The organism is Roseixanthobacter glucoisosaccharinicivorans (assembly GCF_043195095.2).
In the GTDB taxonomy this organism is placed as follows: Bacteria; Pseudomonadota; Alphaproteobacteria; order Rhizobiales; family Xanthobacteraceae; genus NCEH01.
In genome coordinates this window covers 4,558,091-4,581,675 of record NZ_CM195538.1, presented here as the reverse complement: position 1 = coordinate 4,581,675, position 23,585 = coordinate 4,558,091, and the positions used below count along the sequence as shown (strand labels likewise).

At 68.1% G+C, this 23,585-nt stretch carries 21 protein-coding genes; 9 read left to right on the top strand and 12 right to left on the bottom strand.

Translation table 11 applies throughout. The annotated features are described in order from the left end of the window. Positions 1 to 18 precede the first annotated feature (18 nt). The 8 genes from ybeY to V5F78_RS21140 all read right to left on the bottom strand — a co-directional run bounded on the left by ybeY (position 19) and on the right by V5F78_RS21140 (position 6,432). Positions 19 to 537, bottom strand: a complete 519-nt coding sequence (ybeY, locus tag V5F78_RS21175) for an rRNA maturation RNase YbeY (protein ID WP_394070879.1) — start codon at positions 535 to 537, stop codon at positions 19 to 21. A 1-nt stretch (position 538) separates the two neighbouring features. Further along, positions 539 to 1,555: a PhoH family protein gene (locus tag V5F78_RS21170; RefSeq protein ID WP_394070900.1), complete on the bottom strand. Its 1,017-nt coding sequence runs from the start codon at positions 1,553 to 1,555 to the stop codon at positions 539 to 541. Between the two features lie 68 nt (positions 1,556 to 1,623). Then, on the bottom strand, positions 1,624 to 3,009 hold the full coding sequence (gene miaB, locus V5F78_RS21165; protein WP_394070878.1) for a tRNA (N6-isopentenyl adenosine(37)-C2)-methylthiotransferase MiaB: 1,386 nt from the start codon (positions 3,007 to 3,009) through the stop codon (positions 1,624 to 1,626). A gap of 123 nt (positions 3,010 to 3,132) precedes the next feature. Then, a complete protein-coding gene (olsA, locus tag V5F78_RS21160; protein ID WP_394070876.1) occupies positions 3,133 to 4,101 on the bottom strand; it encodes a lyso-ornithine lipid O-acyltransferase in 969 nt (322 codons plus the stop codon). Beyond that, a complete protein-coding gene (locus V5F78_RS21155) occupies positions 4,098 to 4,478 on the bottom strand; it encodes a Fur family transcriptional regulator (RefSeq protein WP_394070899.1) in 381 nt (126 codons plus the stop codon). The genes olsA and V5F78_RS21155 overlap by 4 nt, the downstream gene beginning before the upstream one ends. Positions 4,479 to 4,605: 127 nt before the next feature. Next, positions 4,606 to 5,082, bottom strand: coding sequence for a GNAT family N-acetyltransferase (locus V5F78_RS21150; protein WP_394070874.1), 477 nt, complete (start codon positions 5,080 to 5,082; stop codon positions 4,606 to 4,608). Beyond that, a complete protein-coding gene (tsaB, locus tag V5F78_RS21145; protein ID WP_394070873.1) occupies positions 5,079 to 5,762 on the bottom strand; it encodes a tRNA (adenosine(37)-N6)-threonylcarbamoyltransferase complex dimerization subunit type 1 TsaB in 684 nt (227 codons plus the stop codon). Before tsaB ends, V5F78_RS21150 begins: the two co-directional genes overlap by 4 nt. A 109-nt stretch (positions 5,763 to 5,871) precedes the next feature. Beyond that, complete coding sequence (locus V5F78_RS21140) at positions 5,872 to 6,432, bottom strand: NifU family protein (protein WP_394070871.1); 561 nt, start codon at positions 6,430 to 6,432, stop codon at positions 5,872 to 5,874. A 281-nt stretch (positions 6,433 to 6,713) separates the two neighbouring features. On the opposite strand from V5F78_RS21140, the gene htpX reads away from it, so the two are divergent. From htpX to hemN, 5 genes are all read left to right on the top strand, one after another. Next, entirely contained in the window at positions 6,714 to 7,673 is a 960-nt protein-coding gene (htpX, locus tag V5F78_RS21135) for a zinc metalloprotease HtpX (protein ID WP_394070869.1), read from the top strand. A 105-nt stretch (positions 7,674 to 7,778) separates the two neighbouring features. Continuing rightward, the gene (gene rsmB / locus V5F78_RS21130; RefSeq protein WP_394070867.1) at positions 7,779 to 9,158 is read left to right on the top strand and encodes a 16S rRNA (cytosine(967)-C(5))-methyltransferase RsmB; all 1,380 of its coding nucleotides are present in this window, start codon (positions 7,779 to 7,781) and stop codon (positions 9,156 to 9,158) included. Positions 9,159 to 9,167: 9 nt separating this feature from the next. After that, positions 9,168 to 10,919: a heparinase II/III family protein gene (locus tag V5F78_RS21125; RefSeq protein ID WP_394070865.1), complete on the top strand. Its 1,752-nt coding sequence runs from the start codon at positions 9,168 to 9,170 to the stop codon at positions 10,917 to 10,919. Positions 10,920 to 10,973: 54 nt separating this feature from the next. Continuing rightward, positions 10,974 to 12,563 carry a bifunctional phosphoribosylaminoimidazolecarboxamide formyltransferase/IMP cyclohydrolase gene (purH, locus tag V5F78_RS21120; protein WP_394070863.1) on the top strand — a complete coding sequence of 530 codons (1,590 nt, stop codon included), beginning with the start codon at positions 10,974 to 10,976 and terminating at the stop codon, positions 12,561 to 12,563. 167 nt (positions 12,564 to 12,730) lie between these two features. Then, positions 12,731 to 14,122 carry an oxygen-independent coproporphyrinogen III oxidase gene (gene hemN / locus V5F78_RS21115; RefSeq protein WP_394070861.1) on the top strand — a complete coding sequence of 464 codons (1,392 nt, stop codon included), beginning with the start codon at positions 12,731 to 12,733 and terminating at the stop codon, positions 14,120 to 14,122. Positions 14,123 to 14,659: 537 nt separating this feature from the next. Here hemN and V5F78_RS21110 read toward each other — a convergent pair. Beyond that, a complete protein-coding gene (locus V5F78_RS21110) occupies positions 14,660 to 15,361 on the bottom strand; it encodes a helix-turn-helix domain-containing protein (protein ID WP_394070859.1) in 702 nt (233 codons plus the stop codon). A 196-nt stretch (positions 15,362 to 15,557) separates the two neighbouring features. Here V5F78_RS21110 and V5F78_RS21105 point away from each other — a divergent pair, with 196 nt between their 5' ends. The 4 genes from V5F78_RS21105 (at position 15,558) to V5F78_RS21090 (ending at position 21,093) form a co-directional block, all read left to right on the top strand. Further along, positions 15,558 to 17,099 carry a PAS domain S-box protein gene (locus V5F78_RS21105; protein ID WP_394070858.1) on the top strand — a complete coding sequence of 514 codons (1,542 nt, stop codon included), beginning with the start codon at positions 15,558 to 15,560 and terminating at the stop codon, positions 17,097 to 17,099. After that, positions 17,092 to 17,745, top strand: coding sequence for a response regulator FixJ (fixJ, locus tag V5F78_RS21100; protein ID WP_394070856.1), 654 nt, complete (start codon positions 17,092 to 17,094; stop codon positions 17,743 to 17,745). Before V5F78_RS21105 ends, fixJ begins: the two co-directional genes overlap by 8 nt. Before the next feature lie 119 nt (positions 17,746 to 17,864). After that, positions 17,865 to 18,272, top strand: a complete 408-nt coding sequence (locus V5F78_RS21095) for a response regulator transcription factor (protein WP_394070854.1) — start codon at positions 17,865 to 17,867, stop codon at positions 18,270 to 18,272. Positions 18,273 to 18,423: 151 nt separating this feature from the next. After that, complete coding sequence (locus V5F78_RS21090; protein ID WP_394070852.1) at positions 18,424 to 21,093, top strand: bifunctional acetate--CoA ligase family protein/GNAT family N-acetyltransferase; 2,670 nt, start codon at positions 18,424 to 18,426, stop codon at positions 21,091 to 21,093. A 48-nt stretch (positions 21,094 to 21,141) separates the two neighbouring features. Here the strand turns inward: V5F78_RS21090 and V5F78_RS21085 are convergent, their stop codons facing one another. The 3 genes from V5F78_RS21085 to lptM form a co-directional block, all read right to left on the bottom strand. Beyond that, entirely contained in the window at positions 21,142 to 21,582 is a 441-nt protein-coding gene (locus V5F78_RS21085; RefSeq protein ID WP_394070851.1) for a hypothetical protein, read from the bottom strand. Between the two features lie 65 nt (positions 21,583 to 21,647). Continuing rightward, entirely contained in the window at positions 21,648 to 22,916 is a 1,269-nt protein-coding gene (gene lysA / locus V5F78_RS21080; RefSeq protein WP_394070849.1) for a diaminopimelate decarboxylase, read from the bottom strand. A gap of 16 nt (positions 22,917 to 22,932) precedes the next feature. Further along, positions 22,933 to 23,322 (bottom strand): LPS translocon maturation chaperone LptM, encoded by a 390-nt coding sequence (gene lptM / locus V5F78_RS21075; protein WP_394070847.1) that lies wholly within the window; start codon positions 23,320 to 23,322, stop codon positions 22,933 to 22,935. Positions 23,323 to 23,585: the final 263 nt, after the last annotated feature.

The window sequence follows — 23,585 nt, the reverse complement described above, 5'->3', positions numbered from 1 at the left end:
CTCCCTTTGGGGTCGGCCTCAAGTTTCCGCGGGCAACGCATAGGGGTCGGAGATGCCGAGCCCCTCCAGGATGCCACGCTCCATTTCTTCCATCTCTTCCGCCTCGGCGTCGTCCTCATGGTCGAAGCCGAGCAGATGCAACGTGCCGTGCACGACGAGATGCACCAGATGATCCTGCGGGCGCTTGTCTTCCGCCTGCGCCTCCGCGAGCACCGTCTCCAGTGCCACGATGACATCGCCCAATGGCTCCGGCGTGACATCTTCCGGCACTTCGGCGGCGGGGAAGGACAAAACGTTGGTCGCCTTGTCCTTTTCGCGCCATTGCCGATTCAGCACGCGGATGCGCGCGTCGTCCGTCAAGGTCACGCTCATCTCGGCCGCACGCTCGAACGCATCTCCACAAGCGGCAAGCGCCGCCTGGGCGGCCCGTTCCGCGAGCGCCGCGGCATCCGGCACGCCATCCCAACGCGGGTCCTCGACCAGGATATCGACGGCGAACCGGTCCGGCGCGGGTGCGGTGGCTGCGGCGCGCGCCATCTCAGCCCGCCTTCGCGGCAATGCGCGCCGCCTCATGGGCCTCATAGGCGCCGACGATGCGGCCCACCAATTCGTGACGCACCACGTCGGCGGCCTTGAACTGGGTGATGCCGACGCTCTCGATCCCCTCCAGCAGCCGCACCGCCTCCGCGAGGCCCGAGGTCTGGCCCATGGGCAGATCGGTCTGGCTGGCGTCGCCGGTCACAATCATGCGGGAATTCTCGCCCAGGCGGGTAAGGAACATCTTCATCTGCATGGAAGTGGCGTTCTGCGCCTCGTCCAGTATCACCGCCGCATTGGAGAGCGTGCGCCCGCGCATGAAGGCGAGTGGCGCAATTTCGATTTCGCCCGTCTGCAAGGCCCGCTCCACGAAGGCACGGTCCATCAGATCATACAGCGCGTCATAGATCGGGCGCAGATAGGGATCGACTTTCTCCTTCATGTCACCGGGCAGAAAGCCGAGCCGTTCGCCTGCCTCCACCGCCGGCCGCGAGAGGATGATCCGGTCCACCATGCGACGCTCCAGCAGGTGGACGGCGTAGGCGACGGCGATCCAGGTCTTGCCGGTGCCGGCCGGGCCGGTGCCGAAGTTCAGCGTGTTGCGCTTCAAGGCGCGGATATAGGCATCCTGCGCCGCCGTGCGGGCCCGCACCGGGCGCCGCCGCAGCTGGATCTCGTCAAAGGCCTGGCCCTCGGCGGGGTCGAAATCGAACAGCGAGCCTTGGGCCACCGCTTCGCGGATTGCGCCTTCAACGTCCCCGACGCTGATCTCCCGGCCGCGCTTTAGGCTTTCGTAGAGATGCTCCAGCACCTTGCGCGCCTGCTCGCAGCCCTCGCGCCCGCCTTCCAGGCTGACGTGGTTGCCGCGCGAATCCGCCTTGACGCCCAGCTTGCGCTCGATCAGGGCGAGGTTGCGCCCGTAATGGCCGAACAACAGGGTCGCCAAGCGGTTATCATCGAAGGCGAGAACCACCTGGGCCGGAGTATCCTCGCCATTGATGGCCCAGGGATCGCTGATGGCCGCCCGCGCGGAGGCCTGCGCCGAAGGAGAAGGACGGTCTTTATCGGCGCCGGACTTTCGCAAGCTCAAGCCTCCATGGCGGCGAACGCGGGTGCGTGCGCGGACGGGGAAACAGCAACGACACGGCCCGCGAGGCTGTTCGGCCCCACGTCCGTGATGGTGACGGTGACGAACGCACCGATACCCGCCGGCGGGTTATTCACCACCACCGACTGGAGATAGGGCGAGCGGCCGATCATCTGGCCCTCCTGCCGGCCCGGCTTCTCCAGCAGCACGTCCAAAGTGCGGCCGAGCAAGGAACGGTCGAAGGCGCGCTTGGAAGCTTCCAGCGCCTGCTGGAGACGCGCGAGGCGCTCGGTCTTCACCTCTTCGGGCACCTGAGCGTCCAAGTCGGCGGCAGGCGTGCCGGGGCGCGGGCTGTATTTGAAGGAATAGGCGCCGGCAAAGCCAACCTCGCGCACCAGGTCCATGGTCTCCTCGAACTCAGCATCGGTTTCGCCAGGGAAGCCGACGATGAAATCGGTCGAGAGCGCCATGTCCGGCCGCGCGGCGCGCATGCGGGCGACGATATCGAGGAACACATCCTTGCCGTGCTTGCGGTTCATGGCCGCCAGCACCCGATCCGAGCCCGATTGCACCGGCAGATGCAGATAGGGCATCAACGCCGGCAGGTCGCGATGGGCGGATATGAGATCTTCGCCCATGTCGCGAGGGTGGCTCGTCGTGTAGCGCAGGCGCGCGATGCCCGGAATCTCGGCCAACGCATAGACGAGGCGCGCGAGGGTCCACACCGCGCCATCCGGGCCGAGGCCGTGGAAGGCGTTCACATTCTGACCGATCAGGGTCAATTCGCGCACACCCTGGTCGGCGAGACGCTCCGCCTCCGCCAGGATCTTCGCCACCGGGCGAGAAACCTCGGCGCCGCGGGTATAGGGGACCACGCAGAAAGTGCAGAACTTGTCGCAGCCTTCCTGAACGGTGAGGAACGCGGTCGGCCCGCGCTTGCGGGTGGCGGCATCGCTGGGCGCGGGGAGATGGTCGAACTTGTCCTCGACCGGAAATTCGGTGTCCACGGCCCGCACGCCGGCCCGCACCTGAGCGAGCAGCTCAGGCAGGCGGTGATAGCTCTGCGGTCCCACGACCAGATCCACCACGGGCGAGCGGCGCATGATCTCGGCGCCTTCCGCCTGGGCGACGCAGCCGGCCACGGCGACAAGCGTGTCGCGCCCGTCCTCGGCCTTGGCTTTGCGCAGCCGGCCCAGTTCGGAATAGACCTTCTCGGCCGCCTTCTCACGGATGTGGCACGTGTTCAGGATGACGAGATCGGCCTCGGCCGGATCGCTCGTCTCCACATAGCCCTCGTTCGCCAGCGTGTCGGCCATACGATTGGAATCGTACACGTTCATCTGGCAGCCGAAGGACTTCACATAAAGCTTGCGGGGTTCGTACATGTTTTGCGTTCTGCCAACTCCACCATCGCGCATGGGCGCGACGCTCCCGTGACGCCCGCGCAGTCCGCCCCCGATTGAAAACCTGGAACGTCCGTCTTACCGGCAAATTGGCGTTTTGGGAACTCAGACCGCAGGGGCACGGCCCATCAAACTCGCCTCGCTGAGCCGGCGCACGGCCTCTTCGCTCGCCTTGGTCACGAGCTTGCGATCCGCCGCGCCGTCGAGCGCCTCCGGCTCACCGAAGGTCACCTCCACGTCGATGGCGCCCTGGCGCAACACTTCCAGCAAGTGGGGCGCAAGATCCATGTCGCCGAACCAGGCGGCGATGCCGCGATGGGACCGCCCCATGGGAATGCCCTGGATCTTCACATAGGCGACGCACAGGGGCTGGACCAACACCTTGCCATTGGCCTCGAAGGCCTCGCGCGCCGCGCCCACCAGGGCCGAGCGGAAGGGCAGGACGCGGTTGCCGTCGCTCGAGGTGCCTTCCGCGAACAGCACCACCGGGTCTCCCTCCGCCAGACGGGCGGCGATCGTGGAATTGACCTGCCCGGTCGCGTGGCGGCGCTGGCGATCGACGAAGATGGTGCGCTGGAAAGCTGCCAAAAGGCCGATCAAGGGCCAGCGCGACACCTCGCTCTTGGCGACGAACACCAGAGGCGTCAGCGATCCCAGAACGCAGATATCGAGCCAGGACACATGGTTCGATAGCAGCAGCAAGGGCCGCCCTGCGGCCGGCGCGCCGTGCACATGCCGACGCACGCCGATCAGGAACAGGATGATGCGATGGTAAAGCAGCGGGATGGTGCGCCGGCTGGGCAGGTGGAGCTTCAGCGATACCCATTGCAAGGGAATGCCGATTGCCGTGACAAGGCCGACCAGCGTCAGGATCACGCCCACACGCACGGTATCGAAAAAGCGGCCGAGCCGGGGCTGGTCCGGCCCGAGGTCCGGCATGGGCTCGGCGTCGAAGCTGGAGCGCTGCATCGGCTCCGCCGAATGGCCGAAGAACGAGCGATGCTTGCGCACGCGCTTGGTGCGGCCGCCGGCCAGCTCGTCGAAAATATTGACCTCTTCGCGGGGGGCGCTCACGACGGCTCCTCGTCCAGCGGCAACACATGCAGCTCCAGGCGATGCCCCACGAGGCGATAGCCGAGCCGGCGCGCGATCTCTTCCTGAAGCCGCTCGATCTCCTCGGAGCGGAACTCGATCACCTTGCCGCTGCGCAGATCAATGAGATGGTCGTGATGTTCCTCGGGTACCGGCTCGTAGCGGGCGCGGCCGTCGCCGAACTCGTGGCGCTCGATGATGCCTGCATCCTCGAACATCTTCACCGTGCGATAGACGGTGGAGATCGAGATATTGTCGTCAATGGCGCTGGCGCGGCGATACAATTCCTCGACGTCGGGATGGTCCTCGGCAGCCGTGAGCACGCGTGCGATCACCCGGCGCTGCTCGGTCATGCGCATGCCCTTGGCGGCGCAGGCGTGCTCAATGGCACTGATGGTGTCGCTCAAGAGCCAATCCTCACTCAAATCGCTGCTCTTATCGCCGCCCGCGCCGGTCCTCGCAAGGCATGCTGCATGCAACCTCGGGTCACAGATCCCGGCGCATCACCAGCGCATCCGTACCGCCCGCATAATAGCCCTTGCGGCGGCCGCTCTCCACATAGCCGAGGGCACGATAGAGTCGCAACGCGGGCTGATTGCTTTCCTCCACCTCCAGATGGGAGACCGCAACCCCCTCGCAGACCAGCCGCCGCAAATGATAATCGAGCAGCAGCGCGCCATATCCCTTGCCGCGCGCGGACGGCAGCACGGCCAGCGAGAGGATCTCCGCTTCCGGCACCACCACATGGGACAGGACGAAGCCGATCGGCGGCGTCTTGGGCGCGGCGCACAGCAGGTGTCCGCGGGCCGCGCGCTCGCTCAGCAGGCGCTCGAACTCGTCGATCCCCCAGCCGCGATGGAAGGAGGCGGCATGGATGCGCGCCAGATGTTCGCAGTCCCGCCCTTCCGCCGCGCGGATATAAGGCGGCCGGGGCCGCGCGGAGAAAAATCCCAGCAGGCTCACCGCCGTGCGATCCGCGCCCCATCCTGGGGCTTGGCGTCGGGCGCGCGCAGATAAAGCGGACGCGGCTCGGCCCGCGCCGGGTCCGCCACGGCGCCGAGGCGCGCCACCCACGCCACGTCGGGGGCCGGCTGGACATCGACACTGAAAGGCATTGTTTCGCCCGGCGGCCAAGCCTCGGCCACCAGAGCGGCGCCCGAACCCACCAGGCGAATGGCGCCGATGGCGGACGAGCGCGCCGCGTCCTTGGCCGCCATGATGCGCGGCGCGATCAAGGTGCGCCCGCCGGCGCCGAACATCTGCAGGAACACATGGCCGTGCCGCGCGTCGATGGCGCTCACCACCGGCAAGCTGTCGTCCATGGCCAGAAACGGCGCGGCGAGGGCTGCAAGGGTAGTCACCCCCACCACCGGGCGGCGCGCCGTGAGCCCGAAGCCACGCGCGGCCGACAATCCAACCCGCAAGCCCGTAAAGCTGCCCGGACCGACCGTCACGGCGATGCGCCCCAGGGCGGGAAAATCAAGATCCGCATCCGCCATCACCTGTTCGATGATGGGAATCAGAGCTTCGGCGTGTCCGCGCTCCATGAGCAGCGAATCGCCTGCGACGATGGAGTCGCTCTCCGCGTCCAGCACGGCCACCGAACAGGCGGTCAGTGCGGTATCTATGGCAAGAACTAGCATGATGAATGTGGACGCCCGAATCCCGCGCCCACAATCCATCGAAAACGCATCTGACGGAAGGGGATAGTGCCAAATCCCCGCGCGCCACCGCAAATCAGCGGGGCATAGCTCAGACCGGACGCACCTCGACCACCTCGGGCACGAAGTGCCGCAACAGGTTTTCGATGCCGTTTTTCAACGTCGCGGTGGACGAGGGGCAGCCGGAGCATGAGCCCTTCATGTTCAGGAACACGACGCCTTCCTTGAAGCCGCGGAAGGTGATGTCGCCGCCGTCATTGGCCACCGCCGGACGCACTCGCGTCTCGATCAGCTCCTTGATGGTGGCGACAGTTTCGGTATCCGCCTCGGCGAAAAACTCGTCGGCATCATCGCCATCCGCCGCCGCGCCGTCGGCGAGCACCGGCACGCCCGACATGAAATGCTCCATGATGGCGCCGAGGATCGCGGGCTTCAGATGCGCCCAATCCCCACCGGTCTTGGTCACGGTGATGAAATCCGAGCCGAGGAACACGCCGGCCACGCCTGCCACGTCGAACAGGCGCTGGGCGAGCGGGGACCGGCCGGCCTCGTCGGCGGTCTTCAGATCGAGCGTGCCCTCGCCGAGCACGTCGCGGCCGGGCAGGAACTTCAGCGTCGCCGGATTGGGCGTCGGCTCCGTCTGGATGAACATGGTTCGCATCCTCGCGCGAAAGGGTGGCGGCCTTGGCCGCGTATGTGGTGTTCAAGATAAGGTGCCGGGGGGCAAACGGAAAGGGCCGTGCCAAATCGGCACGCCGGCACGGACGGACACGCCCTCGGGCGAACGCGCCGGGAACGAAGCAGGGGCGAATCGCCGACCCGCGCTGCTTACCCCTTTTGTTCTCCCGCTTTCGGCTGACCTTGCGGGACATGGGCCGCATTCCCATCCTATGACAGGATATCGGGCGGCCGGGCCGCCTTGCGGAGGAGAGAATGAACTATTTGAAGACGGCGATCCTGCTGGCGGGCCTGACCGCTCTGTTCATGGCCGTCGGCTTCGCCCTCGGGGGCACCAGCGGCATGTTCATCGCGTTCCTGGTGGCCGCCGCCATGAATGTGTTCAGCTATTGGAATTCGGACAAGATGGTCCTGCGCATGTACGGCGCGCGGGAAGTGGACGACCGCACGGCGCCGGAGCTGGTCTCCATGGTGCGTGAGCTGGCGGCGCGGGCACAACTGCCCATGCCGAAGGTCTATATCATGGACAACCCCCAGCCGAACGCCTTCGCCACCGGGCGCAATCCGCAGAATGCCGCGGTCGCCGCCACCACCGGCCTGCTGCAGATGCTGACCCGCGAGGAGGTCGCCGGCGTGATGGCGCACGAACTGGCGCACGTGAAGCATCACGACACGCTGACCATGACGATTACCGCCACCTTCGCCGGCGCCATCTCCATGCTGGCGAACTTCGGCCTGTTCTTCGGCGGCGGAAACCGGGAGAACAATTCGCCGTTCGGCATGGTCGGCACCATTCTCATGGCGATCCTCGCCCCTATCGCCGCCATGGTGGTGCAGATGGCGATTTCGCGATCGCGCGAATATGTGGCGGACCGCACCGGCGCGGAGATCTGCGGCCACCCGATAGCACTCGCGGCCGCGCTCGCCAAAATCTCCGGAGCTGCGCACCAGATCCCGAACTATGAGGCCGAGGGGCATCCTGCCACCGCCCATATGTTCATCATCAATCCCTTGTCGGGCGAGCGGATGGACAACCTGTTCTCCACCCATCCGGCCACCGAGAACCGCATCGCCGCCCTGCGCCAGCTGGCGCAGGAGATGGGCCCGCGCGGCTTTGCGAGCGCTCCCGCCGCAGCGACGACGCCCGTCGGCACCACGCCGCGCGGCCCCTGGGGCGGCACCGGCGGCCCGCAGCGCCGCGGGCCCTGGGGCTGATGGGGATAGGCGAAAGCACACGGTTCAGGTGGAATTGAGGACGCGAAAGGCGTGGAAACCACTGGCGAGGTTGCCAAGCGGCCCGCATGGCTCTAGGTGCGCGCAATGAAAACCCCGTCCCGCCCGAGATCCGCCACCCGAACCGCCACCCGCTCACCCGAGCGGCGCCCGCCGGAGGCCGCTGGCCTGCGCGCCCGCCTGGTCGCGGCCGATGCCCTGGACCGCGTGCTGCGCGGCGGCACCGCGCTGGAGGATTCGCTCGAAAATGCCGCCGGGCTCGAACCGCGCGACCGGGCACTGGCCTTTCGCATCGTCGCCACCGCCTTGCGCCGCCTCGGCACCTTGCGCGCGGTGGTCGGCCCCATGCTGGACCGCGGCTTTCCCAAATCTGCGCCCAAGGTTGAAACCGTGCTGCTGGTGGGCGCGGCGCAGATTCTGTTCATGGACGTACCCGATCACGCGGCGGTCGGCCTCTCGGTGGAGATCGCACGCGGCGACGGCACCACCTCGGGCTTCGCGGGCCTGATCAATGCGGTTCTGCGCCGCCTGACGCGAGAGGGCGCCGAGCGCCTCGCGGCGATTGACGCCCTCGCGGCCGACACGCCCGATTGGCTCCGCCAGCGCTGGACGAAGACCTATGGCGTCGAACGCGCCGCCGCGATCTGCGCCATGCACGCGCACGAGCCGGCCCTTGATCTGACGGTGAAATCCGATCCCGAAAGCTGGGCGCAGAAACTCGGCGGCGAGGTGCTGCCCACCGGCTCCGTCCGCATCCTCCATGCTGGCCCGGTGCGCGCCCTGCCCGGCTATGAGGATGGCGAATGGTGGGTGCAGGACGCCGCAGCCGCCCTCCCCGCCCGCCTGCTCGGCGATGTGAAAGGCCTGAACGTCCTGGACCTCTGCGCCGCGCCCGGCGGCAAGACCGCCCAGCTTGTCGCGGCGGGCGCCCGCGTGACCGCGCTCGACCGCTCCGGCCAACGCCTGATGCGCCTCTCGGAGAATCTGGCGCGCCTGAAGCTTTCGGCCGAGATCGTCGAGGCGGATGCGGCGGAATTTTCCGGCGGCCCTTATGACGCGATCCTGCTGGATGCGCCCTGCACCGCCACCGGCACCTTGCGCCGCCATCCCGACATCGCCTGGAACAAGCGGCCGGGAGATATCGCCGGCCTCGCCGAGCTTCAGGGCCGGCTGCTGGACCGCGCGCTCGACCTGCTCAAACCCGGCGGCGTGCTGGTCTATTCCACCTGCTCGCTGGAGCCGGAGGAGGGCGAAGCGCAGATCGCCCGCCTGCTGTCCGCCCGCCCCGAAGCGGAAAGAGCCCCGCTGACACCAGAAGATGCGCCCGGCGTCGCCGCGTTCATCACTCCTCAAGGTGATTTGCGCACTGTGCCCAGTGATTGGGTGCGGGGAGAGCCGGAGCGGTCCGGCCTCGACGGCTTCTTTGCCGCACGGATAGTGAAAGGCGGCACGCGCCGTCGGGGGTAGTCACCAGGCATGACCCGCGGAGCCCTGGCAGAACGCATGCGCCTCGCGGCCTTCGTCGCGGGGCAGGGCTGGCGCATGTTCCTTGCGCGCCTGCCCGGCCTGCCGCTGTCCATCGGCCGGGTCAGCATTCCGGTGCCCGAGCGCCTGCTCATAGCGCCGCAAGACCTGCGCACGGGCGACGCCACGCGTGCCAGCGAGATTTATGCCGGCCGATTCGCCTTCGCCGGCAAGATCGCCTTGCTGGACGGGCGCACGCCATTCGAGCTGGAGCCGCCCTCGCACGAATGGGCGCAGACGCTGCACGGCTTCGGCTGGCTGCGCCATCTGCGGGCGGCCAGCACCACCATCGCCCGCGCCAATGCCCGCGCCATCGTCGGCGACTGGATTCGCAATCCGGGCGAGGCCCGCGCCATCGCGGCCGAGCCAGAAGTGACGGCCCGCCGCATCATCTCCTGGCTCACCCAGGCGCCGTTCATCCTCCAGGATGCGGACCACGAATTCTATCGCCGCTTCATGCGCAGCCTCGCCCGGCAGGTCCGCCACCTGCGGCGCAGCGCGATCGGCGCGCCGGACGGCTATCCCCGCCTCATCTCCACCATCGCCCTGGTGTTCGCCGGCCTGTGCATGTCCGACCAGAGCCGGCTGCTCAAAGTCTCCCAGCGGCGCTTGGAGGAGGAGCTGGACCGGCAGATCCTGCCGGACGGCGGCATCATCACGCGTAATCCCGACAGCCTCATCGCGCTACTGCTGGACCTGCTGCCCCTGCGCCATGCCTTCGCCGCGCGCAACCAGCCCGCGCCTCAGGCGCTGATGAACGCCATCGACCGCATGATGCCCATGCTGCGCTTCTTCCGGCATGGAGACGGGGCGTTCGCCCATTTCCACGGCATGGGCCATACCGCCGCCGACCAGCTCGCGACTATTCTTGCTTATGACGATGCGCGCGGCGCGCCGGTGGCCAATGCGCCCCATTCCGGCTTCCAGCGGCTCGACGCCAAGGGCAGCGTGCTGATTGCCGATACTGGTATCGCCCCGCCGCTGGCCGCCGGCTGGGAGGCGCACGCAAGCTGCCTCGCGTTTGAATTCTCCAGCGGGCGCAATCGCATCTTCGTCAATTGCGGCATGACGGCGATGAACCGCGAGACCTGGTGGCAAGTTGCGCGCGCCACCGCCGCCCATTGCACGGCGGTGATCGGCGACACCTCCTCCGCCCGTTTCCTCCAATGGAAGTGGCTGGGCAAACTGGTCGGCTTCCCCATCGTCTCGGGTCCCACGGCCGTGCCGGTGCAACGGGGCAAGAGGGACGATTCCCTGATGCTGCGGGCAAGCCATGATGGCTATGCCGCGAGCTTTGGGATTATCCACCAGCGCTCGTTCCGCCTCGCGAGCGAAGGTGCGCGGCTCGATGGCGAGGATCTGTTCAAGCCGGCGGAAGGCGCGCCGGCCACTTTGCCCGCCACCGCCTTCGCGATCCGCTTTCATCTACATCCGAGCGTGACGGTGGAGCGGCTCGACGATCCGAGCACCGTGCTGCTCGCTCTGCCCGGCGGCGAAGCCTGGGCCTTTCTCGCGCCCAATCAAAGCGTTCTGCTGGAAGAGAGCATTTATCTCGCGGCCCCGGACGGTCCGCGTCGCACGGTCCAGCTGGTGATTTCCGGATCGCTGGCGGAGACCGGACGCGTGTTGTGGACCCTGGTGCGCACCCGCGAGCGCCAGCCCCCGCTTCCCGCGGGGGGCAGCTCTTCCGCCCGCACCCGGTGACGGCGACCGCCACTCCGTGATAGGGCGAGCGCAATTCAGATCCGGAGTTGCCCCATGCCCGCCGACGTGCGCCCCGTCACCCGTGCCTTGATCTCGGTGTCCGACAAAGCGGGCCTGATCCCCTTCGCCACCGCGCTGGTGAAGACCGGCGTGCAGCTCGTTTCCACCGGCGGCACCGCCAAGGCCTTGGCAGACGCGGGTCTTGCCGTGATGGATGTGGCGGAGCTGACCGGCTACCCGGAGATGATGGACGGCCGGGTGAAGACCCTGCATCCGCGCGTTCATGGCGGCATCCTGGCGATCCGCACCGATCCCAGCCATCAGGCCTCCATGGCCGAGCACGGCATTCCCCCCATCGACTTGGTGGTCGTCAATCTCTATCCCTTCGAAGCCACGGTGGCGCGCGGCGCCGACTTCGATGAAACCATTGAGAACATTGACATTGGCGGCCCAGCGCTGATCCGTGGCGCGGCCAAGAACCACAATGACGTGGCGGTGGTGGTCGATGTTTCCGACTATTCCGCCGTGCTGGCGGAAATCGAGTTGCATGGCGGCACCACCCTCGCCCTGCGGCGCAAGCTGGCGCAGACCGCTTATGCCCGCACCGCCGCCTATGACGCGGCCATTTCCAATTGGTTCGCGGTCCAGGTGAAGGCCGAGGCGCCCACCTATCGCGCGGTCGGCGGCAAGCTGATCGAGGCTCTGCGCTATGGCGAGAACCCGCACCAGACGGCGGCCTTCTACGCCACCTCCGAGCAGCGCGCGGGCGTCGCCACGGCCCGGCAGGTGCAGGGTAAGCAATTGTCGTTCAACAATATTAACGACACGGACGCGGCCTTCGAGTGTGTCGCGGAGTTCCACCCCGCCCGTACCGCCGCGGTGGTGATCGTCAAGCATGCCAATCCCTGCGGGGTCGCCGAGGGAAGCTCGCTGGCGCAGGCCTATGCCAAGGCGCTGGCGTGCGATCCGGTCTCGGCGTTCGGCGGCATCATCGCCGTCAACCGGACCCTGGATGCCGAGGCGGCGCGGGCGATGGTGGAGATTTTCACCGAGGTGATCGTCGCTCCCGACGCCACCGACGAGGCGATTAACCTCATAGCCGCAAAGAAGAATCTGCGCCTGCTGCTGACCGGCGGCCTGCCCGATCCGCGCAGCCCCGGCCTCAATGTCCGCACCGTCGCGGGGGGGCTGCTGGTGCAGAGCCGGGACAATGCCTCCATCGACGATCTGGACCTCAAGGTGGTCACCCGCCGGGAGCCGACCGAGGCTGAGCTGACCGACATGCGGTTCGCCTTCCGGGTGGCTAAGCATGTGAAATCAAACACGATTATCTATGCCAAGGACCTCGCGACGGTGGGCATCGGCGCCGGCCAGATGAGCCGGGTGGATTCCGCCCGCATCGCCGCCCGCAAGGCCCAGGACGCCGCGGAGGCGGCCGGGCTGACCGTGCCGCTGACCAAGGGCTCCGTGGTCGCCTCCGATGCCTTTTTCCCCTTTGCGGACGGGCTGTTAGCCGCCGTCGAGGCCGGTGCGACGGCGGTCATCCAGCCGGGCGGGTCGATGCGCGATGCCGAGGTGATCGCCGCCGCCGACGCCGCCGGCCTCGCCATGGTCTTCACCGGCGTGCGCCACTTCAAGCATTGACGAACCGCGCGGAGGATCGCTCCTCCGCGCCTTTTCCGCCCTGTGTGGGGCGATTTCGGCGCTTTTCGGCGCATGTTCGCCGTCGCCATTCGGCGCGACCGACGTGCCGGCCGCCCTTGCGGTGAATCAAAGCGATTTGCCGGCGTTTCGCGGATGATCCGCGCATCATGAATGCAAATCTGCTCGCACGCGCCGGCCGCCCGGTGCCGCGCTACACCTCCTACCCCACGGCCCCCCATTTCGGCCCCGAGGTGGATGGCGCAACCTATGCCGGATGGCTGGCGGCGGTCCCTGCGGATGCCACCGCCTCGCTCTACCTGCATGTGCCGTTCTGCGCGGAGCTGTGCCTCTATTGCGGCTGCCACACCACGGTGGCGCGCGGGGTGACGCCGCTGATCGCCTATGCGGCGCGGTTGGCGGAAGAGATCGAACTGGTCGCCGCGCGCCTGCCCGGCCAGCTGGAGGTGGGACACCTGCATTGGGGCGGCGGCACGCCGACCATGCTGGGCAATCCCGATTTCCTGCGCATCATGGACATGCTGCGCACCCGCTTTGCGGTCCGCCCGGACGCCGAGATCGCGATCGAGATCGACCCTCGCGTCATGGACCAGGCCAAGGTGGAGACGCTGGCCGCCGCCGGCATCAACCGGGCGAGCCTGGGCGTGCAGGATTTCGATCCGAAGGTCCAGGAGGCGATCGGTCGCCGGCAAAGTTTCGCCGAAACTGCCGCGGTCGCCGACGCCCTGCGCAAGGCCGGGATCGGCGCCATCAATCTGGACCTGATCTATGGCCTGCCCCACCAGACCATTGCCTCGGTGACGCGCACGCTGCGCGACGCGCTGGCGCTGGAGCCGAGCCGCATCGCGGTGTTCGGCTATGCCCATGTGCCGTGGATGAAAAAGCACCAGGCGCTGATTTCAGAAGCCGCCCTGCCCGGCGCCGCCGCCCGGCTCGAACAGGCGGAAACTATTTCGCGCCTGCTAAACGAAGCCGGCTATGTATCCATCGGCCTGGATCATTTCGCCCGTCCCGGCGATGCCATGGCCGAGCGCGCGGAAGCCGGAACGCTGAAGCGCAACTTCCAGGGCTATACGACCGACGATGCGCCGGTGCTGCTGGGCTTCGGCCCATCCGCCATCGGCGCCCTGCCCCAAGGCTATGTGCAGAACCTGCCGGCAACCCCGCACTGGCACCAGGCGGTCGCGCGGGGCGAGCTGCCGATCGCGCGCGGGCGCGCCCTGACGGCCGACGACCGGCTGCGGCGGGCGGTGATCGAGCGGCTCATGTGCGATCTGTCGGTTGATCTCGATGCCGTCTGCGCCGCCCACGGAACCGATTCCGGGGTATTCGCCCAGGAGCTGGCCGCGCTCGCGCCATTGATCGCGGATGGACTGGCGGTGCGCGAGGGCGCCTTGGTGCGCGTGCCGGAATCCGCGCGGGCCTTCACCCGCACCGTGTGCGCGGTGTTCGATGCCTATCTCGCGCCGCAAACGGGCTCTGCCCCTGATTCGCCGCAACACGCCGCCCCGGCGCCACGCCGGCATGCGGTGGCGGTGTAAGCGAAAAGCGCGGATCGGCCTTCAGGGGTGTGGGTGCGCCGGAGGTGCACGCCCTTCGGGGCCATGGCCGGGCATTCCCGGCGTCCATGCCGGGGCGCCCGCGCGGGCTTTGAAAAGCTGGTGGCCAGCGGCGTTGCGTGAATGCACGGGTCGCGCCCGTGCATGACCGGCTCAGCTGGAGCGGGCCGGCCCCTCACTGCGGATCGGCCCCGCGGCTGCGGAATGCTCAGCCTGGGCCATTGCGGGATGCGCCTTCCAGGAAGGCGGATTCCTAAGGATGCGCCTTCCAGGAAGGCGGATTCCTAAGGATGCGCCTTCGTTCCCGTGCGTGTCCCGGCCATCCGGCCGGCGCTGGCGGGCACACGGCCGGCGAGGTCGGGTGCCCGAGGCGGCTCAGACGCCGGGACGCGCCCGGGGAAGAAGGCGATGCTTGCTTGGCAACATCCCCGCCGCGACGCGGCGGGACAAGACGGGGCGAGCGGCCACGCCCCACAGGCCCGCGCGAGGAAAGTGCCCGCGCGCGGAAAGCGATGGGCCTCAGCTGTCGAGGCGGCGCAACGCGTTGCGGTCGCGCAGCACGATGCAGCGGGAGGACGGCAGGGCGATCGCCGCGGAGCCCTCGAGCTGGGTCAGGGTGCGCGAGACGGTCTCGATGGTGAGGCCGAGATAATCGGCGATGTCCTGGCGCGACATGGGCAAGTGCACTTCGCTGGCATCGACCGGGCTGGAGCGACGCGCGAGATCCAGCAGGAAGGTCGCGACCCGCTCCTGCGCGGTCTTGCGGCCCAGCAGAAGAAGATGGTCCTGCGCGCGGTGCAATTCGGTGAAGGTGAGGTTCCAGATGGCGCGGGCGAGCACGCTGTCGTCGGCGGCCCGGCTGAACAGCAGCGACCGCTTCACGCGGGCCAGGCGGCAATCACTGACCGCCTCGGCGGAAAAGCGGGTGCGCTCGGCGGTCTCCCAACCGAAGGCATCGCCTTTCAGGCAGAAGGTCTCGATCTGCCGACGCCCGTCACCGAGCAGCTTGCAGATGCGCACAACGCCCGAGAGCACCACGAAGACATGGTCGGCGGGTTCATCCTCGCCGAAAATCTCGGCATTGCGGGCAAAACTGACGACGGTTCCCATGCGCGCCACGGCGGCGGCGGGGTTGAGCACGTCTTCTTCCTCCCGAATGGCGGCGGGCAGCGGGGCGGGAAAGGCGCGGTTCGCGATGATAGCGGCGGCGGTAGCGGACATCGAACAGGCCTCCAAAAGGTCGATTAGAGGCTTAGGTCTTTGCTCTCGATCAATAAATTCGGATCGAACCCTTAAGTAGGGCTCCCTAAGGGATTTCCCGGAGGCGCGGAGTGGGCCAAAGTGCATGTAAGCGCGGCGGTAGCCGGCAGGCGACTCGCGCCTGTCTCATCCGCGCAATGGGGTATGGACGGGCGGGATGACCAGCCAGAACGAGACCGAGGCCGCCGCCCCCGCGGCAGTGGCGCCGCCTCCGGTCGGCGCCGGCCAGATGGCGAGCGTCACCGGCGAGGTGCTCACCAGCCTGTTCGCCGGTGCCTTCGCGGTGATGATCGCCGTGGTCGCCGGCGACCTGCTCGGCTGGCCCGCCTTCGGCACCGCGGCCCTGCTCGCCTGCGGCCTCGCGGTGGTGCTGGTCAGCGGGCGGGGCCTTGCCGCCAGCCTGCCGGCGGTGGCGATCGCCCTCGGCGCCCAATCCGCCCTGGCCTGGAGCGAAGCAGGCAACGCGCCCCCCACGCGCCCGGCGGCCCTGCTGTTCCTCGTGCTCGGGCTTTCCGCCAGCGTGCTCGGAGAACGGCTGCGCCGCACCAAGCAGGACGCCGCCGCCCGCGACCGGGCCCTGCTGGCGCGCGAGGCGCACCTCTCCTCCATTCTCGACACCGTGCCCGACGCCATGATCGTGATCGACGCGCGCGGCATCATGCAATCCTTTTCCAGCGCCGCCGAGCGCCTGTTCGGCTATACCGCCTCGGAAGCCATCGGCCAGAATGTCGCGATCCTGATGCCCCAGCCCCACAAGGCGGCCCACGACGCCTATCTCGCGCGCTACCACAAAACGGGCGAGCGCCGCATCATCGGCATCGGCCGGGTGGTGGTGGGCCAGCGCAAGAACGGCTCCACCTTCCCCATGGAATTGTCGGTGGGCGAGATGCGCTCGGGCTCCGGGCGCTTCTTCACCGGCTTCATCCGCGATCTCACCGAGCGCCAGGCGACCGAAGCCCGGCTGCAGGAATTGCAGGCCGAGCTGGTCCACATCTCGCGCCTCACCGCCATGGGCGAGATGGCCTCCACCCTGGCCCATGAACTCAACCAGCCGCTTTCCGCCATCGCCAATTACATCAAGGGCTGCCGCCGCCTGCTGGAACAGGAGGGATCGCGCAACACCCCGCAATTGCAGGGCGCGCTCGACAGGGCCGCCGAACAGGCGCTGCGGGCCGGAAACATCATTCGCCGGCTGCGCGATTTCGTCTCGCGCGGGGAGAGCGAGCGCCGAGTGGAAAGCCTCTCCAAGCTGGTGGAAGAGGCGAGCGCCCTCGCCCTGGTGGGCGCCAAGGAATATGGCATCGAGGTGCGCTTCAAGTTCGATCCCGCCTGCGACCTCGTGCTCGCGGACAAGGTGCAGGTGCAGCAGGTCTTGCTCAATCTGATCCGCAACGCCATGGAAGCGATGATGGAAGCGCCGCGGCGCTTCCTCGTGGTGCAGACCAGCCCGGAGGAGGACGACATGGTCGCGATTTCCGTGTCCGATACCGGCCACGGCATCTCCAAGGAGATCGCCGACCAATTGTTCATGCCCTTCATCACCACCAAGCAGCACGGCATGGGGGTGGGGCTTTCCATCTCCCGCACCATCATCGAATCGCACGGCGGCCGCATCTGGGCCGAACCGAACCCCGAGGGCGGCAGCATCTTCCGTTTCACCCTGCGCGCCGTGCAAGAGGAGGCCGTGGGCAATGCCTGAGACCTTTCCCCAGGACACCTTTCCCAAGGACACCTTGCCGATTCATGTCATCGACGATGACGACGCGGTGCGCGATTCGCTCTGCTTCCTGCTGGAATGCGCCGGCCTCAAGGTGCAGGCGCACACCTCCGCCGGAGCCTTCATCGACGGCGGCGTGCCCGCCACCGCCGGCTGCATCATCACCGACGTGCGCATGCCCGGCCTGAGCGGGGTCGAGCTGCTGCAATATCTCAACACGCGCGGCTCGAAGATCCCGGTCATCGTGGTCACCGGCCATGGCGACGTGCCGCTGGCGGTGGAGGCGATGAAGCTCGGCGCCGCCGAATTCCTGGAAAAGCCGTTCGACGACGATGCCTTGCTTGCCGCGGTGCGCACCTGCCTCACCCGGGCCGCGCTGAATCATCACCAGGATACGGTGCGCAGCGACGTGGAGGAGCGCATCGCCGCCCTCTCCCAGCGCGAGCGCCAGGTTCTGGAATTGCTGCTGGTGGGCCATGCCAACAAGGTGATCGCCCATGATCTCGGCATCAGCCCGCGCACGGTCGAAGTCTACCGCGCCAATGTGATGACCAAGATGAAGGCGGCCAGCCTCTCCGAACTGGTGCGCATGGCGCTGCTCGCGGGCGTCGGCGGCCCGGCGGACTGACGCCGCGGCGGCGCTTGATCTATCTCAAGGCCGGTGCGGCGCGTTCTGCGGATACTTCCTCTCGCCCAGCGTGCCCGTCATGAGCCGGTCGCAGCGGCAAAATCTCATGCAAGAGGCGCATGGCGGTGTTGATGGCCGGGAACAACCAGGACATGCGGGTCATGCCCGGCAATGTGGTTCTGCTGGTGGATGACGATCCGGCGATCCGCAATTCGCTGAAGTTCGCGCTCGAGCTGGAAGGCTTCGACGTGCGCACCTTCGCCGCGCCGGGCGAGATTCTTGCCGCCGATCTGCCCGAGCGCGGCTGCATCGTGGTGGACTATTACCTTCCAGGCCAGGATGGTCTGGAGTTGCTGGGCCAGTTGAAGGCGCGCGATGTCGCGCTGCCCGCCATTCTCATCACCACCAACCCCGCCGACAACGTCCGCCGCCGGGCCTCCTCCGCCGGGGTCGCCATCATCGAAAAACCCCTGTTGAGCAACGCCTTGAGCGATGCGGTGCGCGACAGCCTCGCACGCAGCTCCTGACATCCGCCGGCTGAGCCGCAGACCGCCGCTCCCTCCCTTCCCGCCGCAAGCTCCGAAACTGCGCGCGCCGTCTCCCGGCCGTCGCGGGAATGCGTCATGATCGGCCCGAAGCACCATCGCTCTGTCCGAGTTCCTGCCAAAGGTCCCGCCCATGACGATGCGCAATCTCGACGCCCTGTTCGCGCCCTCCGCCATCGCGCTGGTGGGCGCCAGCAGCCGGGCCGGCTCGATCGGCACGGTGATCGCCCGCAATCTGTTCGAGGCCGGCTTCAACGGGCCGATCCTCACCGTGAAGGCCGGCGAGCGGGCGATCCGCTCCTCGCTCAATTATCCCACCATCGACGCGCTGCCGATCCCGGTGGACCTTGCCGTCATCGTCGCGCCGCCGAGCAAGGTGCCGCAGGCGGTGGCCGAGCTGGGCGCCAAGGGCTGCCGCGCCGCCATCATCGCCACCGCCGGCTATGATGTGGCGGACGGCGTCTATGACGCCGCGCTGCGCCAGCAGGTGCTGGACGCGGCCAAGCCGCATCTGCTGCGCATCGTCGGGCCGAACAGCCTCGGCTTCATCTCCACCGGCCCGCGCATCAATGCCAGCTTCGCGCACCTGATGCCGGCGCGCGGCCATATTGCCTTCGTCAGCCAGTCCGGCGCCATGGCGACCGCGGTGCTGGACTGGGCCCATGCGCGCGGGCTCGGCTTTTCCCACGTGATCTCGCTCGGCGAGAAGGCGGACGTGGATTTCGGCGACCTGCTGGATTATCTGGCGCTGGACAATTCCACCCGCGCCATCCTGCTCTATGTGGAATGCCTGACGGACGCGCGCAAATTCATGTCGGCGGGCCGCATCGCCGCGCGCTCCAAGCCGGTCATCGTCATCAAGGCCGGGCGCAGCGCGGCGGGGGCGCAGGCGGCGCTCTCCCACACCGGAGTGCTGGCCGGCGCGGACATGGTCTATGACGCCGCCTTCCGCCGCGCCGGCATGCTGCGGGTGCACGAATTGCGCGAATTGTTCGAGGCGGTCTCCACCCTCTCCTCGGGCATCCGCCTCAAGGGCGAGCGGGTGGGCGTGCTGACCAACAGCGCGGGCGCCGGCATCATCGCCACCGACACGCTGGAGGACATGCCGGGCCAATTGGGCACGCTCGACCCAAAGACCCTGGCCAAGCTCGACGCCAGCCTGCCGCGCGCCTGGTCCCACGCCAATCCGGTGAACATCGGCGCCGATGCCGACGGCAAGCGCTATGCCGACGCGCTCGCCATCCTGATGGAGAACGAGGGCACCGACGCGACCTTGGTGCTCAACAGCCCCAATGCGGTGGCCGACAGCGGCCAGGCGGCGGATGCGGTGATCGCCGCGCTCGCCCTGCGCCCGCGCGCGCCGGTGCTGACCTGCTGGATGGGCGAAAGCGCGGTCGCCGATGCCCGCCGCCGCTTCACCGCGCAGCGCGTGCCGACCTACGAGACCCCGGACGAAGCGGTGCGCGCGTTCGCGCATCTCGTCTCCTACCAGCGCAACCAGACCCTGCTGATGGAGACCCCGCCGGCCCGCTCGTTCGACGAGCCGGACCGCGAGAAGGCGCAGGACGTGATCCGCACCGCGATCGCCGAGGGCCGCTCCACCCTGAGCGAGTTCGAGGCCAAGGCGGTGCTCGCGGCCTACGACATTCCCATCGTCGAAACCCGCATCGCGCGCGATCCCGCCGAGGCCGGGCGCATCGCCGCCGAGATGGGCGGCGTGCTGGTGCTGAAGATCCTGTCCCACGACGTGCTGCACAAATCCGACGTGGGCGGCGTGCGCCTCGACCTGCACGGGCCGAAGGCGGTGGAAGAGGCGGCGCGCGACATGCTGGCGACGCTGGAGGCACGCCTGCCCGGCGCGCGGGTGGAAGGCTTCACGGTCCAACCCATGATCCGCCGGCCCAATGCGCAGGAACTGATCGCCGGCATCGCGAACGATCCCACCTTCGGCCCGGTGGTGCTGTTCGGCCAGGGGGGGCTGGCGGTGGAAGTGATCGCCGATCGCGCGGTCGCCCTGCCGCCGCTCAATGGCGTGCTGGCGCTGGAGATGATCGGCCGTACGCGGGTCTCCAAGCTGCTCGCCGGCTATCGCGACCATCCGCCCGTGGATCTCGACGCGGTGGCCGCGACCTTGGTGAAGATTTCCGACCTGCTCGGCGACCTGCCGCAGATCGCCGAACTGGACATCAATCCCTTGCTGGCGGACGAGCATGGCGTGATCGCGCTCGACGCGCGCATCGTGGTGCATCCCACCGAGGGGGTCGGCACGGAGCGTTTCGCCATCAAGCCCTTCCCCACCGGCCTCGTGCGCGAGATCGAACTTCCCGACGGCCAGGTGCTGGAGCTGCGGCCAATCCGCCCCGAGGACGAGCCGGGCATCGTCGACATCGTGCGCCGCTCGGATCCGCGCGACGTGCGCATGCGGTTTCTCGGCTCGCTGAAGGATTTTCCCCATCTGCTGGCGGCGCGCCTGTCGCAGATTGATTACGACCGGGAAATGGCCCTGGTGGCGGTGGACGCGGCGGGCGCCTTCCTCGGGGTGGTGCGCATTATCGCCGATCCAGACAATGAGACCGCCGAATACGCCATCATGGTGCGCTCGGACATGAAGGGCAAAGGGCTGGGCTACCGGCTGATGAACGAGATCATCGCCTATGGCCGCCAGCGTGGGCTGAAGATGATCTATGGCGACGTGCTGCGGGAAAACCAGCCCATGATGCACATGGCGCAGGATCTTGGCTTCGTCTCCAAGCCTGGCGAGGACTACACCGTGATGCGGGTGGAGTTGGCTTTGGCGCCGTAGGGCGGCATTGCCGCCCGCATACTCCGCTCGCTCCGCACCCGCACCGGCTCAGACCGCCATGGCGGTCAGCACGGCCGCGCCCACGGCCATGGCCAGCACGATCAGGCTCCACATGGTCCAGGTGGGATGCAGGCGCGATCCCGCGCGCGGGTCTTCCGCGCTGAGGAAAGGCTTCAGCGGGTCGCCCGCGTCCGGTCCGGAGGAGGTGAACACCGGCGGATAGGGGCGGACGGTGGTGGGGGTGGCGCCGGCGGCCTCGTCGTCGGTGCCCAGCGGCGCGGCGGCGGCTCCGAAGGAGGGATCGGTGGTGAAGGAGCGCAGGGCCCGTTCCTCGCTCGGCGTCAGCGCAAGCCTAGCCCGCGCGGGCGATGCCTGCGGCTGAGTGGACCCTGACCCCTCGCGATGATCCCCCGCCCGATCGCGCGTCCTGTCGTGCGGTGGCTCGTTTCGTCTTGGACGGGGATCATCGTGAAATCTGGGCGGGTGCATGTTGCGTCTCCTTTCGTCAGGAGCAACACCGTGCGCACCAGCCTGTTCCGCTTTTCCCTGCGCGCTCAGGCAAACCAGGGCGGCTGGCGATCCAAAGCAATCAGGGCCTCGGCCGGAACGCGCGGCCGCACCACCGCATGGTCGGCCCCGCGCACCAGCACTTCGGGGATCAGCGGACGGGTGTTGTAGGTGCCCGCCTGCACCGCCCCATAGGCACCGGCGGTCATCACCGCCAGAAGGTCGCCCGCCTTCAGCTCCGGCAGGGACCGGTTGAGAGCGAGATAATCCCCGGTCTCGCACACCGGCCCCACCACGTCGGCGACCAAGGTGGGCGCACCCGCCGCCGGCCGGACCACCGGCACAATGTCGTGATGGGCCTCATAGAGGGTGGGGCGGATGAGATCGTTCATGGCCGCGTCCACGATCACGAAGGTCTTGCCCTCGCCGTGCTTCACATAGAGTACGCGGGTCACCAGGATGCCGGCATTGGCCACGATCATGCGGCCCATCTCGAAAATCAGCGGCAGATTGAGGCCGCCCAGCGCGCGGTTCACCGCCGCCGCATAGGCATCGGGCGCGGGCGGCACGGGATCGCTCGCCGCATAGGGCACGCCGAGCCCGCCGCCGAGATCGAGATGGCGCAGCGTATGGCCAGCGGCCATCAGGTCGCGCGCCAGTTCCGCCAGCAGCAGGATGGCATTCTCGAACGGCGCCATGTCGGTGATCTGGCTGCCGATATGCATGTCCACGCCGGCGATGCGAATGCCCGGCAGGCGTGCGGCTTCCTCATACACCGCGCGGGCGGTGGAAATGGGAATGCCGAACTTGTTCTCGGACTTGCCGGTGGAAATCTTGGCGTGGGTTTTCGCGTCCACGTCGGGATTGACCCGCAGCGACACCGGGGCGATGACACCGCGCGCGGTGGCCACCTGCGAGAGCTGCTCCAGCTCCGGCTCGCTTTCCACATTGAAGCATTTGATGCCGGCATCGAGCGCCTCGGCCATTTCCTGGCGCGTCTTGCCGACGCCGGAAAACACGATGCGCTCCGCCGGCACACCGGCCGCGAGCGCGCGCTTCAATTCCCCGCCGGAGACGATGTCCGCCCCCGCGCCGAGCCGGGCGAGCGTGGAAATCACCGCCTGGTTGGAATTGGCCTTCAGGGCATAGCACAGCAGCATGTCGCGGCCGGCGAAGGCCTGCGTGAACACGCGATAGTGCCGCTCCAGCGTCGCGGTGGAATAGCAATAGAAGGGCGTGCCGACGCTATGGGCGAGCGCGGTGAGGTCGACGTCTTCCGCCTGGAGGCGGCCGTCGCGATAGTCGAAATGATGCATGGCGGCTCCGGGCGCGTCAGAGCAGCCCGTCCAGGATGAAGGGACGTTTGGCGATATTGGGGGTCTGCGTCACCGGCCGGGAGACCGAGTCGCCGGGCGTGTTGGGCGCAACATAGGCATCGCCGGACGCGGCGCGGGCATCGGCGCTGCCGGGCTGAGAGGAATTGGTGGACATGATGTCGTCGGTCGTCACGAGGCCCCGGGTGTTATCGGCCGAGCCCTGGGGCGCGGTCGCAACGGGACCATTGGCGGCCGCATTGGGCGTCGTGGTGCTGGCGGCGGCGGCCTTCTGGCCGGGCGGGGTGGGCGGCTTGGTGCCCGGCGGCTCCAGCGGACCCTTCACGCCGCAGCCGGCGAGCGCCAAGGCAAACAGGAAAGCCAGGGAGACAGGCAAGCGATGCGACACGGCGAGGCCATCCAAGAAAATTCGACGCCACTATAGCGAGGGCCGCGCCAAAGGCGAGCCCCGCGCACGGCGGCGCTTCTCTCTACCGCACCGCAGCGCCGCTGTCGCGCCCGAGTGCGACCTTGGTGGAGCTTCCGCTTCCGAGCTCTTCCCCCTCCCCAACCCTCCCCCGCACGCGGGAGAGGGGGTTTAACCGCTCAGGCGGCTCCCGGGCGGAACTTTCTCCCCCACGCGCCGGGCGCTCCGCTCCCGCGTACGGGCAG